The 16,229-nt window shown below is 68.2% G+C and carries 11 protein-coding genes; 10 read left to right on the top strand and 1 reads right to left on the bottom strand.

Annotated elements, in window-relative coordinates; genetic code table 11:
* Window positions 1–247: 247 nt before the first annotated feature.
* The 6 genes from G6O68_RS06190 to G6O68_RS06165 all read left to right on the top strand — a co-directional run bounded on the left by G6O68_RS06190 (window position 248) and on the right by G6O68_RS06165 (window position 8,258).
* The gene (locus G6O68_RS06190) at window positions 248–1,147 is read left to right on the top strand and encodes an HAD family hydrolase (protein WP_165245938.1); all 900 of its coding nucleotides are present in this window, start codon (window positions 248–250) and stop codon (window positions 1,145–1,147) included.
* 280 nt (window positions 1,148–1,427) lie between these two features.
* Window positions 1,428–2,738: a hypothetical protein gene (locus G6O68_RS06185; protein ID WP_165245936.1), complete on the top strand. Its 1,311-nt coding sequence runs from the start codon at window positions 1,428–1,430 to the stop codon at window positions 2,736–2,738.
* Window positions 2,739–2,921: 183 nt separating this feature from the next.
* A complete protein-coding gene (locus tag G6O68_RS06180; protein ID WP_165245934.1) occupies window positions 2,922–4,214 on the top strand; it encodes a diphosphate--fructose-6-phosphate 1-phosphotransferase in 1,293 nt (430 codons plus the stop codon).
* A gap of 127 nt (window positions 4,215–4,341) precedes the next feature.
* Window positions 4,342–5,808 carry a decarboxylating NADP(+)-dependent phosphogluconate dehydrogenase gene (gene gnd / locus G6O68_RS06175; RefSeq protein ID WP_206108027.1) on the top strand — a complete coding sequence of 489 codons (1,467 nt, stop codon included), beginning with the start codon at window positions 4,342–4,344 and terminating at the stop codon, window positions 5,806–5,808.
* Window positions 5,809–6,211: 403 nt separating this feature from the next.
* Window positions 6,212–7,684: a serine/threonine-protein kinase gene (locus G6O68_RS06170; protein WP_165245932.1), complete on the top strand. Its 1,473-nt coding sequence runs from the start codon at window positions 6,212–6,214 to the stop codon at window positions 7,682–7,684.
* Window positions 7,685–7,775: 91 nt separating this feature from the next.
* Window positions 7,776–8,258, top strand: coding sequence for a hypothetical protein (locus tag G6O68_RS06165; RefSeq protein WP_165245930.1), 483 nt, complete (start codon window positions 7,776–7,778; stop codon window positions 8,256–8,258).
* Between the two features lie 8 nt (window positions 8,259–8,266).
* Here the strand turns inward: G6O68_RS06165 and G6O68_RS06160 are convergent, their stop codons facing one another.
* Window positions 8,267–9,646: a DUF1501 domain-containing protein gene (locus tag G6O68_RS06160; protein WP_165245928.1), complete on the bottom strand. Its 1,380-nt coding sequence runs from the start codon at window positions 9,644–9,646 to the stop codon at window positions 8,267–8,269.
* A 469-nt stretch (window positions 9,647–10,115) separates the two neighbouring features.
* Here G6O68_RS06160 and G6O68_RS06155 point away from each other — a divergent pair, with 469 nt between their 5' ends.
* From G6O68_RS06155 to G6O68_RS06140, 4 genes are read left to right on the top strand one after another with little or no spacing between them, the layout of a single operon-like run.
* A complete protein-coding gene (locus G6O68_RS06155; RefSeq protein ID WP_165245926.1) occupies window positions 10,116–12,011 on the top strand; it encodes a SpoIVB peptidase S55 domain-containing protein in 1,896 nt (631 codons plus the stop codon).
* Between the two features lie 40 nt (window positions 12,012–12,051).
* Entirely contained in the window at window positions 12,052–14,217 is a 2,166-nt protein-coding gene (locus G6O68_RS06150) for a WD40 repeat domain-containing protein (protein WP_240911064.1), read from the top strand.
* 3 nt (window positions 14,218–14,220) lie between these two features.
* Window positions 14,221–15,180, top strand: coding sequence for a DUF1559 family PulG-like putative transporter (locus G6O68_RS06145; protein WP_165245924.1), 960 nt, complete (start codon window positions 14,221–14,223; stop codon window positions 15,178–15,180).
* Window positions 15,181–15,184: 4 nt separating this feature from the next.
* Window positions 15,185–15,829 (top strand): HAD family hydrolase, encoded by a 645-nt coding sequence (locus G6O68_RS06140; protein ID WP_165245922.1) that lies wholly within the window; start codon window positions 15,185–15,187, stop codon window positions 15,827–15,829.
* The last annotated feature ends 400 nt before the right edge of the window (window positions 15,830–16,229 follow it).

Below are 16,229 nucleotides of genomic sequence, written 5' to 3'. Positions count from 1 at the left end.
CCTTCGGCTCGGGCCACGACCTCGGTCTTGAAAGCGGGTTCGGCACGCGGTGCTCCCCTGGACGCTCGTTCCCTCAGGGGCTACCATCCGTGGAAGACAATACGCCGCCCCGCTCCCCGTTCCGACGCGTCCGCCGCGGATTTACAACTCTCCGCAAAGATCGGCGACGCGCGTGCGAGGCTGGGGGCCGGGCGTCCATCGCGACACGGTTAGAGACATCGTCCCCCGGACGGAAGGAAATTCGGATATGGCGGCGCCGAGCGACCCCCAGCTTGCTTTACGCCAGTTCTCGAAGCGGCACAAGTTCTTCGTCGGCGTGGACAGCGACGGGTGCGCCTTCGACACGATGGAGGTGAAGCACAAGGAATGCTTCATCCCCAATATCATCAACTCCTACGACCTCGCGGCGATCTCGAAGTACGTCCGCGAGGCGGCGGAGTTCGTGAACCTCTACTCGAAGTGGCGGGGGATCAATCGCTTTCCCGCCCTCGTCATGGCGTTCGACCTCGTCACGGCCCGGCCGGAGGTCGCCGCCCGACGGTTCCGCGTCCCCGCCCTCAAGGGCGTCCGCGACTGGATCCAGCGGGAGTCGAAGCTGGCGAACCCGACCCTCAAGCACGAGGTCGAGACGACGAACGACCCCGATCTGGCCCTGGCCCTCGCCTGGAGCGAGGCCGTGAACCGGACGATCGGCGAGATGGTGCACGACGTCCCGCCGTTCCCCTACGTCCGCGAGTCCCTGGAATGCCTCCAGGACAAGGCCGACGTCATGGTCGTCTCGGCCACCCCCGGCGAGGCGCTCGAGCGCGAGTGGGAGGAGAACGGCCTGAAATCCTGCGTCGGGCTGATCGCCGGCCAGGAGCTGGGGAGCAAGAAGGAACACCTGGCGCTCGCGGCCGTCGGCAAGTACGACCTCGACAAGATCCTCATGATCGGCGACGCCCCGGGCGACATGAAGGCGGCCGTCGACAACGGCGTGCTGTTCTACCCGATCGACCCCGGCCACGAGGACGAGTCCTGGCAGCGCTTCTTCGAGGAGTCGCTCCCCAGGTTCCTCAACGGCGAGTACGCGGGCTCCTACATGGACGCCCAGGTCGCCCGATTCCAGGCGCTCCTGCCCAGCGAGCCCCCCTGGAAGTCCAACTGAAGCGCGCCGGGCCGCCCGTCGGCCGGCGCCTCGCCCGGGGCCCGGCCGGCCCTCGATCGCCCCGCATCCGCGGCGGGCAGCCCCGTCGACCGTCGCCGCAATCGGCCTCGGTCGACGCGAACGCCTCGACCCGGGACGAACGGCGCGATAGCCTTGGACTAGTGTCGTAGGCTGTCGGCCTCGGTCCCGGTGATCGGAGCGAGATTCCATGAGAGGCGATCCTGCGGAGAGCGGGTCGGCGTCCCCGCCGGCCGTGGCGACCCGATGGCGACGATGGGCGATGCGGCGTGGGCGTCAGCTCCTGCTGGTCTCGGTGGCGCTCGGCGCGGGGCTCGCCCTGGCGCTGGTCGCCGCCTACGCCAAGCGGGCGACTTGCCTGATCGGACTCCCGGACGTGGGCGATCCGTTCGACGTCGCGGCGTTCGAATCCGGACGCGTCCCTGACGGCCGGAACGCCTTCGCCTTCTATCGGCGGGCCATGGAAGGTCGAGGCCCGCGACCGCAGCTCCCGAGGCCGGCGCTCGACGCGATCCCGACCCTCCGGTGGGCGGAAGTCGACCCGGCGCTGCGCGCCTGGGCGGAGTCGAATCGGGAGGCGATCGCCCTTTTCCTGGAGGGCTCCCGGCGGACCGAGAGCTGGGCTCGCCAGGCCGAGGACGAGAGTACTTTCCACTACGATCGCTTCTACATGGAGCCGCTCGTCCAACTCGCGATGCTCGACGCGGCTCGGCTGGAGGACGCCGGGGACAGCGGGGGCGCCTGGGAGCGCTATCGGGCGATCCTCGCAATGCTCGCGCACCTCATGCAGGGCGGGACGGCGATCGAGCGGGGGGTGGCGAACCAGGACAGCCGGATGATCCCGGCTCGAATCGCCACCTGGGCCTCGGACCGGATGACGACCGCCGAACTCATTCGGCGGGCCATCGAGGAGACGATCGCCCTCGAACCTCGTCCCGAGTGGGAAGCCTCGTCGCTCAAGGTCGAGTACCTGCTGGCGATGCGTGAGCTGGATCGGCCCGATGGCGTGCTGGGCCAGGGTGACGATCGCGATTTCAACGACCGCATTCTCGGGGAGCCGTCGCCGCCCGGCCTGATTCAATGGGCGCATTCGGTGCGTCGGTTCCTGATCCGCGAGCCGGAACGCACGCGCCGGATCCTCCGGCTGGCGTTCGCGAACTGGCTCGACCACGTCGAGTCTCCCGACCGTCGCGGCGCGAAGCCCGTCGTCCGCGTACGGCTTGAGAACGAGGGCCGGGATTCGGGGCTGTTCCTCTACGCGGTCGAGCCTTCCTCGGAGCAACCGCTCGCCCCGAAGGCGCTTGCGGAATGGATGCTGTCGGCGCCGGACCTCCGTCGGCTCGAAGATCGATGGCACTGGGGGGCGTTGCGGCATGCGGAGCGCCGGCGGCATCGGGAGATCCTGATCGCCCTGGCCGGGGAGCTGTACCGTCGGGAGAAGGGCCGGCCCCACGCCGACGAGGAGGAGCTGGTCGGGGCCTATCTCGATAGGCTTCCGGACGATTCCTCCGAGTTGGACGACCTCGCCGAGACGATCGAGGAGGTTTCGCGAGTCGCTCTCCCGGCCCCCTGACGCGAGAATGCGAGGGGCCGCGAGCCGTCGGGCGACGAACGGCCGGGGTCGCGAACCGGGAGGGCGATGCGCCGAGGCCTTGTGGATCTGGGATTCGCGTGTTGGAATCGGGAGGGAATCGGTTCGGGCGACGATCGGGCAGGTGTCCTGGATCCGTCGCCCCGAGAGAGGATCGTACGCGCCATGCCTCCCCGCAACGTCGTCGTGGCCCAGTCCGGCGGGCCGACCTGCGTCATCAACAACTCGCTGCGGGGGATTATCGAGTCCTGCCGCCGCCGTCCCGAGGTCTTCGGCAAGGTCTACGGCGGGCGGTTCGGCATCGAGGGCGTGCTCAAGGAGGAGCTGATCGACCTCTCGGCGACGCCCGCCGAGGAGATCGCCCTGCTGCGGACCTCGCCGGCCGCAGGGAGCATCGGCACCTGCCGGTACAAGCTCAAGAAGGGGCAGGACGAGGACTTCGCCCGCGTCGTCGAGGTCTTCAAGGCCCATGACGTCGGCACGTTCTTCTACATCGGCGGCAACGACTCCCAGGACACGGCCCACAAGATCAGCGTCCTGGCGGGCGATGCCGGCCTGGACCTCGTGGCGGTCGGCGTCCCCAAGACGATCGACAATGACCTGGGCGACGCCGAGTTCCAGCTGCTGGACCACTCGCCCGGCTACGGCTCGGTCGCCCGCTACTTCGCGCATTACGTCAGCCAGGCGAACGAGGAGAACGCCGGATCGTCGCCCGCCGACCCGGTCCTGGTGATTCAGGCGATGGGCCGGAAGATCGGCTACATCCCCGCCGCCGCCCGACTGGCCGACCCCGAGCGGAAGATGCCGCTGCAGATCTATCTCACCGAGTCGGGCCTGACCCTCGAACAGCTGGGCGAGAACGTGATCCGCCAGCTGGAGTCCGACGGCCGCTGCATCGTCGTCGTCAGCGAGGGGTTCGACGTCGGCGAGTTGGGGACGATCCGCGATAACTTCGGCCACGTGCAGTTCAGCTCCAGCCAGCAGACGGTGGCGCAGATCGTGGTCAACTACCTGAACACCCTGAAGTTCCCGGTCCCCGGCAAGGCTCGCGGGCAGGTCCCGGGGACGGACCAGCGCAACGCGATCGCCTACGCCAGCGTGGTCGACCTCGACGAGGCCTACGGCGTGGGCTGCCACGCGGTCGAGATCGCGCTCAAGGAGGGGAACGGCTGGATGGCGACGATCCTGCGGGACCGGTCCGGCTCGGCGTACAACGTCCGGTTCGACAAGGCCCCGCTGGAGAAGGTCGCGAACTCGGAGCGGTTCTTCCCGAAGGAATGGCTCGCCCCGAACCGAATCGACGTGACCGACGCCTTCCTGGATTACGCCCGGCCCCTGATCGGCGAGGACTGGGCGAGCGTGCCGACCGTCGGCGGCCTCCCCCGGTTCGCCCGGATCGCCCCCGTCCTCGCGGAGCGGAAGCTGCCCGCCTACACTCCGCAGACCTACCGCAAGTGACCCCCGGGCCGTTGGGGGCGGCCGGTGGCCACCCTCGCGGCCTGTGGTAGAATCACGTCCGTAACTCTCCTGACTGATCGCCCGCCCGGCCGCAAGGCCGTCCGCAAGACCCTGGGAATCGACGCACATGGCCTCCATCCAACCGACCGCCGATATCGGCCTCGTGGGCCTCGCCGTGATGGGCGAGAACCTCGTGCTGAACATGGCCAGCCACGGGTACACGGTCGCCGTCTACAACCGGACGACCGCGAAGGTCGACGCCTTCCTCGCCGATCGGGCCCAGGGCCATCCGATCGTCGGCGCACACTCGGTGGAGGAACTCGTCGCTCGTCTGAAGCGGCCTCGCAAGATCATGATCATGGTCAAGGCGGGCCCGCCGGTCGACCAGGTCATCGACGAGCTGGTCCCCTTGCTGGAGCCGGGCGACGTCCTGATCGACGGCGGCAACTCGCACTACCCCGACTCGACCCGTCGGACCCGGGCCCTGAAGGAGAAGGGGATCCTGTTCGTCGGCGCCGGCGTCTCGGGCGGCGAGGAGGGGGCGCTCAAGGGCCCCTCGATCATGCCCGGCGGCAACCCCGACGCCTGGCCGCTTGTGAAGCCCATTTTCCAGGCCATCGCCGCCAAGGCCCCCGACGGCACCCCCTGCTGCGACTGGGTCGGGCCCGAAGGGGCCGGGCACTACGTCAAGATGGTGCACAACGGCATCGAGTACGGCGACATGCAGCTCATCTGCGAAGCCTACTTCGTCATGCGGAAGCTGCTGGGGATGGAGCCGCCCGCCCTGCACACCGTCTTCGACCGCTGGAACAAGGGCCCGCTGGACAGTTACCTGATCGAGATCACCCGCGACATCCTCGCCCACAAGGACGAGGAGACCGGCAAGGCCACCGTCGACGTCATCCTCGACGCCGCCGGCCAGAAGGGGACCGGTAAGTGGACGGTCGTCTCGGCCTGCGACCTGGGGGTGCCCCTGACCCTGATCACCGAGGCCGTCTTCGCCCGAATCCTCTCCTCCCAGAAGGATGAGCGAGTCGCGGCCTCGAAGATCCTCAAGGTCCACCCGACCTCGTTCACCGGCAACCGCCAGACGATGGTCGACGACATCGAGCAGGCGCTCTACGCCAGCAAGATCATCTCGTACGCACAGGGCTTCGCCCTGATGCGGGCGATGGCGAAGGATTCGGGCTGGGAGATCAACAACGGGGCCGTCGCCATGATGTGGCGGGGGGGCTGCATCATCCGCAGCGCGTTCCTCGGCCGGATCAAGGAGGCGTTCGACCGCGACCCGAACCTGACGAACCTCCTCATCGACCCCTTCTTCAGCCAGGAAGTCGCCCGCGCCGAGGAAGGCTGGCGCCGGGTCTGCGCCGCCGCGATCCTGCACGGTATCCCCGTCCCGGCGATGACCTCGGCCCTCTCATATTTCGACGGCTACCGGACCGCCGACCTCCCCGCCAACCTGCTCCAGGCTCAGCGCGACTACTTCGGGGCGCACACCTACGAGCGCATCGACAAGCCGCGCGGCGAGTTCTTCCATACCAACTGGACCGGCCGCGGCGGCACCACGGCTTCCACGACTTACAACGCCTGAATTCCGGGGCGAGTCCGGCGATCGTCCATGGCGGGGCGTCCGCGGCGTGAATTGCGTCGCGGGCGCCCCGTCGGCGTCGGTGGCAAGGCCATGCGTCGGATCCCGACGGGCCGCGCAGAGTCCGACGCATCCGACGAAAAAATAGGAATTGTGGAGTGAACTGGAAAAAACGCCGACTCATGAATACAATATGAGTTGTAGACGCTACACGCACTGATTCGATTCAAGTCCGTACGGCGAAGAAAAGTTCGCACCGTCCGCACTCGACAGGCTCGGGTCGATGGTCGGCGTCGACGGGAAGGCCCGTCGGCATTTCAGGGAAGTTCTCGACTTCATCCTGGCCGTCGCGATAGGTTCGCCTGCCCTTGCAGGCCTTTGGAATGCTAATAGGTTGATAGGACTCATGAACCAAGGCCCCCGTGCGGACCTCGCCGCGCCGGTCCTGGACCCCCGCGTGCTCGCCGCTTCGGCCGTGGCCGAGGCCGCGATCGACGACGCTTCGTCATCGTCTCCGGAGGACGATCCCATCTCGAACGAGGGTCTTAATCCCTTCGACATGGAAGCCACGCGGCTTCACGTGCCGCACAAGGGCTCCCGACCGGTGATGAGGCCGGTCGAACCCGCTTCGGAGCGGGAGTGGCACGACGACCTCATCGGTCGGAAGCTCTCCCAGTACCGGATCCTGGAAGATCTGGGACGCGGCTCGATGGCTCGCGTCTACAAGGCCTGGCACCTGGGCCTGGAGCGCACCTGCGCATTGAAAATCATCGATCCCGAACTGGTGACCCGGCGGCCCATGCTCCGGGATCAGTTCTGGGCCGAGGCGCGGGCCGCCGCCAACCTGGTGCACCCTCAGGTGGTCACCATCCACAACCTGGGATCGGACGCCGGCTTCCACTTCATCGAGATGGAGTTCGTCCCCGGCAGCGTGAGCCTGCGCGACTCGCTCGTCAAGGACGGGCCGTTCGAGCCGCAGCGCGCCGCAAGGTTGGTCCGGCAGGTCCTGCTCGCCCTCGGGGCGGCCCACCACGCGGGGATCATTCACCGCGACGTGAAGCCCGCGAACGTCCTCATGACGGCCGAAGGGAACGCCAAGCTGGCGGACTTCGGCCTGGCCCAGACTCGGGCCAAGCTCACCGGCGCCAACCAGCCTCTCGCCGGGACGCCGACGTTCATGGCCCCGGAGCTGTTCAACGGCACCCCGGCGAGCCCCCAGTCCGACATCTACGCCGTCGGCGTCATGTTCTATTACCTGCTCACGGGGCGTCTCCCGTTCACGGCCGACCGCATCGGGGCGTTGATCAACCTCCATCAGAGCGAGGCGGCCCCGGATCTCCGCGACCTGATCCCCGGCCTCCACCCCCGGCTGGCCGAGCTGATCGGCCGCTGCCTGGCCAAGTCGCCGGCCGAACGGTTCGCCTCGGCCGAGGAGATGGTCGAGCAACTGGACCTGCTGATCCACCAGCTTCGCGACACCGAGAGCATCGTCCGCGAGAGCCTGCAGGGGGTGGTCTCGTTCATCCAGGGGAGTCGCGACACCTTCCGCGTGATCATGCCCCAGCCCGGTGATCGCCTGCAGGAGGTCATGATCGAGGTCAACGACGGCGAGGAGGGGAAGGGCGAACGCTACCTCTCCGTCTTCTCCGTCTGCGGCCCGGCCGAGCCCTCCTATTACGGCTACGCCCTGGCCCTCAACAGTCGACTGACCTACGGCAGCCTCTCGATCCGCTACGTGCTCGGCTCGCCGATGCTCGTCATGTCGAGGACGTTCGTGCGCGACCGGATGCGGATCGGCGAACTTCGAGACGCCATCCTGGAGATCGCCCACAACGCGGACCGGATCGAGGCCAAGATGACCCGGCTCGATCTCTACTGAACGCGGGGACGGGCGTCGGCCCGACCCGCCTTCCCCCCTGGTTACGAGTCGAGACGCCCGCCGAGACCCCAAGGATCCAGGAGTTCGCGACATGGGGGCGACCGACCTGCAGTCGGCGAGCCAGGGGCTCGCCATCGGCGTCGCGATGATCGCGACCTTCCTCGGCCTGAGCGTGTGGTACCATCGCCAGGGTCGACTGGATCGGGATGCCGAGGACCAGACCTTCTATGGCGGCCAGGAGGTCCGACGGTGGATCGGCGTCGCCGTGCTGGCGACGCTCGCCGCGGTCGTGTTCTTCGGATCGTGGGTCCATCCCCGCGTCGAGGGCCGGGGGAATCCGGCTTTCGTCATCGTCTGGCTGGTCGTGCTCGGTCTGGTGGTGGCGACGCTCGCCGTCGCCTTGTGGGACTGGGTTGCGACCTGGCGGTTTGCGCGCGAGAAGCGTCGAGCCCTCATGAAGGATCACGTCGACGAACTGGCGCACCACCTCCGGGTCATCGCGGCCGCCGCAAAGCGGCCCGACAGAAACGGAGAGGATCCGTCCTTCGAGATTTCCAACGACGGGTCCGACTGAAGATCCGCTCAGGCCAGGCCCATCCGCCCGCCCAGCTCGGGGATGATCAGTCCGGTCGAGCCGACCGTGATCGGCCGCCCGCTCCGGTCCTGGAACGTGGTCTCCGGGTCGATCCCGAGCCGGTCGTAGAGCGTGACGATGATGTCCTGCGGGCGGATGGGACGCTCGGCCGGTGCGCCGCCTCGGGCGTCCGAAGCCCCGATCGTCTGGCCCCCCTGGAAGCCGCCGCCGGCCATCAGAACGCTCATCACGCGGCCGTTGTGGTCCCGGCCCGGGATCGGATCCTGCGGCAGGCCCTGATTGAGCCGGGGCGTTCGGCCGAATTCGCCCATGACCATGACGATCGTGGACTCCAACAATCCGCGCTGATTCAGGTCCTCGATGAGGGTCGCCACGGCGGCGTCGAGCACGGGGAGGACCGACTTCATGCCCTTCTCGATGCTCGCGTGCCAGTCCCATCCACCGAAGGTCAGCGTGACGAAACGGACGCCGGCCTCGACCAGCCTCCTCGCCAGCAAGGCGCTCTGGCCCCAGGTGTGGCGGCCGTAGCGGTCGCGGAGGTGGTTCGGCTCGCGGGCCAGGTCGAACGCCGCGCGGGCTTCCGGCCCGCTGATCATGGACAGCGCCGCATCCTGGAATGCGTCGAGGTCCCCGCTCGCCGCGGTGCGGTCGAGGCCGGCCCGAGCGGCGTCGAACCGGGAGAGCAGGTCGCGACGCGAGCCCAGGCGGCCGGCGTCGACGCCGGGGGGGAGGTCCAGGCTCGTCGCGTGGTAGGCCTCGTTGTTGGGATCGCCGTCGGCGTTGAACGGGTCGAAGGTCCGACCGAGATACGCCGCGCCGTGGTAGCCGATCGGCAGGCCGACGGTGTGCGTGTTCGGCAGGCCGACGTACGAAGGCATGCCCGAACGCTTCACCCCCTTCACCCGCGAGATGATCGAGCCGAATGAGGGGTTGATCGGCGTCTGGTTGATCCCGTTGGGGCCGCCGTAGCCGGTCAGCATCCAGTGCGCGGCCGTGAAGTGGTCGTCGTTGTCGTGGTGCACCGAGCGGAGCAGGGCGATCTTGTCCTGGATCGCCGCGTGCCTGGGCAGGAGTTCCGAGATCCGGATGCCGGGGACTGCGGTCGCGATCGAGCCGATCGGCCCTCGCACCTCGGCGGTGGCGTCGGGCTTGGGGTCGTAGGTCTCGTGCTGGGGGGGGCCGCCGTCGAGCCAGATGAGGATGATCGAGGGGTCGTCGCCGCCGCGCCTTGTGACGCCACCGCTCGCCTTGACCCGGAGCAAGTCCGCCAGCGTGAGCCCAGAGAGGCCCAACGTCCCCGCCCGCAGGAGGGCCCGCCGCGACAGCCCCGTCCCCAGGCCGCATGCCGATGCCGTGTGGTTCAACATCTCTGGTGGCTCCTTCGCCCGGCGATCGTCACGAAAGACTCCCACGATCACCGGGAGTTTAACCTTGCTCCAACAATTTGCAAGCCCCCGCGTCGATTGATGCACCTTCGAGACGCGTCCGATTGTGCCGTTCGGATCGCTCCGCGTCGCCTTGAAGCCTCGCCGCCGGTGGCACTGATGATCGGAAAAGCCGATGAAAGGAAACGGGGAGTATTCGTTGACTCGATGATTCAGGATTCGTAAAGTTCCTATGAACGAATCCAGGATGGAGCAACCTTTCCGATCTGCAAGCTGGCGAGCGTCCGGACGTCGATGTCTGTGATGTGGCGGTCGGGTCGAAGCGGCCCGGCCAGGATCATGGACGCCTCTCGCGACTCCTGCGCTCCCGATTCCGGGTCTCCCCTCTCCTTGCTCGATCCCGCGACGATGTGACCATTCGGCCGCCCCTGTCCCAGGGAGAACCCGTGCCATGCGATCCATGACGGTCCGGCGAGTTGCGATCGTGTTGGGGCTTGGATGGATCTCGGCGATGCTCGCGGCCTCGGCCGCGGCCGGCGAGCCCGATGCCAAGATGTACTGGGACGTGAAGGATCTTCGGCCCGGCATGAAGGGCGTGGGCCAGACCGTGATGGTGGGCACCAAGCTCGAGGAGTTCGGGGCCGAGGTCCTGGGCGTCATGCGCGACGTCAGCCCGGGGAGGGACATGGTCCTTTGCCGCCTGACCGGCTGCAATCTGGAGCACGCCGGCATCATCCAGGGGATGAGCGGCAGCCCGATCTACATCGAAGGGAAGCTGGTCGGCGCGGTGGCCTTCGCCTGGGAGTTCGCCAAGGATCCGATCGCCGGCGTCACGCCGTTCGAGCAGATGGTCAAGTACGTCCGCGCCAGCGACCGGAAGCTCGCCGCCGAGGCCCTCGACAAGGGGGATGCGCCGATGCAGGCGTCGCTCTCGCTCTCCTACCTCAGGGAGATCGAGGGCCTGACGGGCGAGGAGCCCGCGGCCCATCGCTCCGAGATGCCGCTGCGGGTCTCGGGCGGCGGCGCCGGGATGATTCCGATCGCCACGCCGCTGGCGGCGTCGGGCTTCAGCCCCCGGGCGCTCTCGATGCTGGACGAGAGGCTTCGACCGCTGGGGATGGCTCCCATGTCCGGCGGTCGCGCGTCCGACGAGGTCGTCGAGGCCGAGGGCGATCGGCCCTTCCAGCCGGGCTCGCCGCTGAGCATCGCCATGGTGATGGGGGACTTCGACCTGTCGGGCATCGGCACGGTGACGCACGTCGAGGGGGACCGGGTCTACGGCTTCGGCCACCCGATGTTCAGCCTGGGCAACTGCCAGTTCCCGATGATGACCGGCTACATCCACACGGTGTATCCCCGCGCCAGCGTCAGCATGAAGATGGGCTCGCCGTTGAAGGTCGTGGGCGTGGTGGACGCCGACGTCAGCACGGGCGTCGCCGGCCGGATCGGGGCCAAGCCCGACATGCTGCCGGTCTCCGTGCGGGTCAAGACGAGCAAGTACTCCGACGCTCGGACTTACAAGGTGCAGATGGTCCGCGAGCCCTCGCTGACCTCCGCACTGCTCATGTCGGTCCTCACCAGCGCGATCGACACCGAGGGGAATCTTCCCGAGGAGCTCACCGCCCGACTCCGGGCCGACGTCCACATCGAGGGGCGTGAGACGATCACCCTGCAAGATACGTTCAGCGGGCCCCGCTACACGGGTCAGACCGGCGCCTCGGCGCTCTTCGGCCCCCTGGCGTCGATCGTCAACATCCTCGTCAAGAACCCGATGGGGCCGGTACGGATCGCGTCGATCGACTGCGACGTCGAGATCGAGGACGGTCGGCGGGTCGCGACGATCGAGTCGGTGCGGCTCCAGTCGGTCGAGGTCGCGCCCGGCGGCACGCTCAAGGCGCTCGCGACCCTCAAGCCCTATAAGGGCGAGCGGCGGGTCGTCGAAGCCTCGATCCTCATCCCGGACGACTTCCCCGAGGGGAGCCACGAGGCCGTGGTCTGCGACCTGAACACGAGCGCCAAGCGACGATTCCGCAACGATCCGGTCCTGGCCGAGCCGCGCGACCTGGACGGCATCCTCGAGTCGCTGAAGATTCAGACCGAGCCGAAGCGGACCGAGGTCTACCTGCACGTCGAGACCCCGGAGCGAGGCCTGGCCGTCAACGGTGTGGCGCTCCCGAACCTTCCCGCCAGCGCCCGGGCCGCTTTCGGCTCGAAGCGGCAGGCCCCAGCCTCGGCGATCCGCTCGGACCTGATCCAGGCCGCGACGACCCCCTGGGTGATCGAGGGGAGCCAGACTCTCCAGTTCACCGTGGTCAAGGACGCCGGGCTCTCGTTATCGTTGAAGTGACCGGGCCGGACGCCCGACTTCACGAACGACGAGGATCGACATGACGGATCTCTGTCCCCCGCGGCGTCGGCGACCTTTCGGCAGGCTCCTCACGATCGCGTCGCTCGCGGCGTTTCTCGCCGCGGCCGGCGCGATCGAGCTTTCCGCGAAGCTCGAAACCTGGCGGCAGGAGTCGGCATCGGCCTTCGCCAAGCACCGCCGCGAGGGCGTCGTCGTGTCCGATCAGGGCCGCGTCCGCCTGGGACGGGCCCTCGTCCCGACGGCCCCGCTGAACGCCGAGCGGGTCTGGGACCTCGCCCGCTCCGCCGACGGCTCGATCTATGCGGCGACGGGCGACTCGGGCCAGGTCTTCCGCCTGGACCCCCAGAAGCCCGCGGCCTGGGAGCAAGTCCTCGACGACTCCGACGGCCAGGTCCTCAGCCTGGTCGCCACGCCCGACGGCAAGGTCTTCGCGGGCACCGGCCCTTCGGGCAAGGTCGTCGAGCTGACCGATCCGAAGCGTCCCGCGTCGCGGCCCGATCCGGGCGTCCTCTACATCTGGGACCTCGCCGTCGACGCGAATGGGAACCTCCTCGCCGCCACCGGGCCCGACGGCCAGCTCTGGAAGCGGAGCGTCGAGGGGGCCTGGTCGATCCTTTACGACGCCAAGCCGTCCCATCTGCTGTCGACGGCGGTCGGCCCAGACGGCTCGGTCTACGCCGGCAGCGACGGCGAAGGCTTGATCTACCGCATCGCCCCGGACGGCAAAACGACCGTCGTCTACGACGCGCCCCAGTCGGAGGTCCGCTGCCTCCTGGCCGGACCGGGAGGCTCGCTCTACGCGGGGACGGCGGCCGAGGCGGGGGGCGGTCCCCTTCGCGGGCTGAACCTCTTCTCGCGGAATGAACCGGACGCGGGCTCCGACGCGACGGTTTCAAGGTCGCAGGCCGTCGCCGTGGCAGCGGTGGCGGTGCAGACGCCGCCGGCCGAACCGGCGAAGGATTCCACGGGAGGCGGCTCGGCGGCTCCCAAGCCGGCCGCCCCGGGCGAGAACGCCGTCTATCGCATCGACCCGGCCGGCGTCGTGCGCGAGGTCTTCCGGGCCAAGGCGCTCTTTTTCGCCCTCGCCGTGGTCGAGGACCGTCTCCTCATCGGCACCGGGCCCGAGGGCGTGCTTTACGAGGTCCGTGAAGGGGACGGGGAGCACACCCCGCTGGCCAAGCTCGACAACGGCCAGATCCTCGCCCTGCTGGCCGAGCCCGACGGCGGCCTGCTGCTGGGCGCCGGCGATCCGGGGGCCGTGGTCCGGCTCTCGTCCAGTTTCGTGGAGCGGGGCGAACTGGTGTCCGACGTCTTCGACGCCAAGCTCCCCAGCCGATTCGGCTCGCTGGAGTGGCAAGGCGAAACCTCCGAAGGGGCCTCGATCGCGATCCAGGTCCGGACCGGCAACGTGGGTGAACCCGACGGTACGTGGTCGGACTGGTCCGCCGAGCAGACCGACCCCAAGGCCGCGCAGGCGAACGCTCCCACCGGCCGGTTCGTCCAGTATCGGGCGAAGCTCGCGACCCGCGACCCGAGACGATCGCCGGATCTGCGATCGGTGGTCGTCTCCTATCGCTCCTTGAACCTCCCTCCCGAGATCGAGAAGCTGGAGACGCCCGACGTGTCCACGGCGGACGGGGCGGCGAAGCAGGCGAAGCTAGCCCTCAAATGGGAAGTGGCCGACCCCAACGACGACTCGATGAACTATCGGATCCAGGTTCGCAAGGAGGGCTGGCCTGGCTGGATCGACCTCACGGAGTCGCCGATCACCGAGAAGACCTATTCGTGGGACGCCTCGGGCTTCCCCTCGGGTCGGTATCAGGTCAAGGTCGTCGCCAGCGATCGTCCCTCGAACAGCCCCGAGGAGGCCCTCGGCCGCGAACGCGAGAGCCGGAGCTTCCTCGTCGACCACGAGGCCCCGAAGGTCACGATCACACCCGAAGGCCGCTCGGCCGCCGTTAATCTCGCCGACGATTTGACTCGGCTGGTGAAGGCCGAGTATGCGGTCGACGGCGGGGCCTGGTCGTCGATATTCCCCGCCGACGGCCTGTTCGACGGCACGACGGAAAAGCTCTCCCTCAAGCTCCCCGATCTAAAACCGGGCGTCCACCTGCTGATGATCCGCGTCACGGACGCCGCCGGGAACGTCGGCTCGGGCGATGCACTCCTGACGGTGAAGGACTGATTCGTGAGGCGGTCGCAAGCATCCCGAAGCGGGCTGACGCCGGCCGACGTGGTCGTCGTCTTCTTCGTCGTCCTGGTGGTCCTGCTCTTCGTCATCATGGGTCTCACTCGCGCCCGCGAGTCGGCCCGGCTCGCGATGTGCCAGAATAACCTGGCGCAGATCGGCAAGGCGCTGGCGTACTACGACGACGCGTACGCCGGGCTTCCCGCGGTCGGCGTCCCCGTCGCGATCGATTCGCCGATCGACGGCGCCCCCCCGGGGCCGCTTCGGGCGATGCTGGAGACGTTGGGGGTCGCAAGCTTCCTCGGGCTCGACCCCGACGGGTCGAACCTCCCCGCCTTGCGGGCGCCGACGCCCGAGGCCATCCCCGTCGCGGGTTTCCTCTGCCCCAGCGACGGGAGGGCCATGGCGGGGCTTTTCCCTTCGCCGGTCAGCTATCGAGCCGCGACCGGGGGCGATCCTCGGGGGAGCGACGGGCCGTTCGCGATCGGCCGACGGACCACGCTCGCCGAGGTGGAACGTCGCGATGGGACGAGCTTCACGGCCGCCTTCGCGGAACGCCTTATCGGGAACGATCGACCGGTGGACGCTCCGGAGAACTATGTCGTCGCCGAACATTGGTTCGACCGGCCGATCGGCCGCGTGACAGTGCAGGCGCCCCAGCCGCTGGATTACCGAGGCGACGCCGGGATGACCTGGAGACCGGCCGACTTTCGATACACGCTCTACAACCACACCTCACCGCCGGCCTCGCCGTTTTCGGGCGTGTCGCCCGACGGACGATCGGCCGCGATGGGCGCGTCGAGCGCCCACGTCCGGGGCGTGAACATGCTCATGCTGGACGGTTCGGCGAAACTCGTCGCCCCGACGATCTCGCACGAGGTCTGGCAGGCTTACGGCACGATCGGACCCCAGACGTCCACGCCATCCGAATCGGACCCGCCCCAGGCACCTAGGAACTGAGAAAATGCGTTCGCCGGTCGTCATGTTCGACTTTGGAAACGTCCTCGCCTTCTTCGACTACCGCCTCATCTATTCCAGGTTCGGCGAGCGACTGGGACTTTCAGCCGACGAATTCCAGACGCTCGCCGAAGAACGCGGCCTCAATGCGCTGCTCGCCGATTTCGAGTCGGGTCGCCTGACCCCCGAGGCTTTCGCGGCCGTCGTCCAGCGTGAGGTCGGACTTGAGATGAGCTTCGAAGAATTCGCCGAGTCCTGGCAGGACATCTTCGAGCTGAACGCGCCGGTCGCCGGGCTGGCGGTCGACCTGAAGGCCGCCGGATATACGTTGTTGCTGGGCTCGAACACCAACGCGATCCACGCGGCCTTCTACCGGCGGGAGTTCCGCGAGACCCTCGACCACTTCGAGCACTTCGTGCTCTCGCACGAGGTCCAGGCGATGAAGCCCTCGCGCGAGTTCTTCGACGCTTGCACCCGAGCCGTCGGGGCGCCCGCCGGGTCCTGCCTCTTCATCGACGACGTCGAGGAGAACATACAAGGCGCGCGCGACGCCGGGCTCATCGGGGTCGTCTATCGCGACGCCGACCAGCTCGCGCGCGAACTCCGGGAGCACGGCGTCGAACTGCCTCCAACGCGACCGGCCTCGACTTGAGCCGATTCCGCCCATTTCGGGGCTCGATCCGCCCGAGATCGGCGCGATCGGCCCCTCCCGCGACTTGCGCTCCCACGACCCGATCGTTCTCCTCGCTCCGACCGATGAAGGCCCCACCCCGCCCGGTCTTTCGGCCTCCCCCATGCTTTGACAACCCCGTTCCGTGGGCCAGACTGTCGTATGAGTCGCCATCTCCAACATGGCGCCGGCCCCGGTACGCTCGACGACACTCCCCTTGAATCACATCCCGCCCATTTTCGCGGACCCGGGGCTTGACGAACGGAATCTTCAAGACAATCATTGACTGCATGCATGGAGCCAATCACAAAGAGTCCGCCGAGTCACCCTTCGGAGCGCCGTTCGGCGGTCGCGGGTGCGGGGCGGTCGAGGGATCGCGGGC

The organism is Paludisphaera soli, assembly GCF_011064595.1.
GTDB classification, from domain to species: Bacteria; Planctomycetota; Planctomycetia; order Isosphaerales; family Isosphaeraceae; genus Paludisphaera; species Paludisphaera soli.
This window is presented reverse-complemented; position numbering and strand designations above follow the sequence as displayed.

What these genes read in the sequence shown, in the direction of transcription:
- G6O68_RS06190 (WP_165245938.1), top strand. Translation starts at nt 248, where the DNA reads ATGGCGGCGCCGAGCGACCCCCAGCTTGCTTTACGCCAGTTCTCGAAG.
- G6O68_RS06185 (WP_165245936.1), top strand. Translation starts at nt 1,428, where the DNA reads ATGCGGCGTGGGCGTCAGCTCCTGCTGGTCTCGGTGGCGCTCGGCGCG.
- G6O68_RS06180 (WP_165245934.1), top strand. Translation starts at nt 2,922, where the DNA reads ATGCCTCCCCGCAACGTCGTCGTGGCCCAGTCCGGCGGGCCGACCTGC.
- gnd (WP_206108027.1), top strand. Translation starts at nt 4,342, where the DNA reads ATGGCCTCCATCCAACCGACCGCCGATATCGGCCTCGTGGGCCTCGCC.
- G6O68_RS06170 (WP_165245932.1), top strand. Translation starts at nt 6,212, where the DNA reads ATGAACCAAGGCCCCCGTGCGGACCTCGCCGCGCCGGTCCTGGACCCC.
- G6O68_RS06165 (WP_165245930.1), top strand. Translation starts at nt 7,776, where the DNA reads ATGGGGGCGACCGACCTGCAGTCGGCGAGCCAGGGGCTCGCCATCGGC.
- G6O68_RS06160 (WP_165245928.1), bottom strand. Translation starts at nt 9,646, where the DNA reads ATGTTGAACCACACGGCATCGGCATGCGGCCTGGGGACGGGGCTGTCG.
- G6O68_RS06155 (WP_165245926.1), top strand. Translation starts at nt 10,116, where the DNA reads ATGCGATCCATGACGGTCCGGCGAGTTGCGATCGTGTTGGGGCTTGGA.
- G6O68_RS06150 (WP_240911064.1), top strand. Translation starts at nt 12,052, where the DNA reads ATGACGGATCTCTGTCCCCCGCGGCGTCGGCGACCTTTCGGCAGGCTC.
- G6O68_RS06140 (WP_165245922.1), top strand. Translation starts at nt 15,185, where the DNA reads ATGCGTTCGCCGGTCGTCATGTTCGACTTTGGAAACGTCCTCGCCTTC.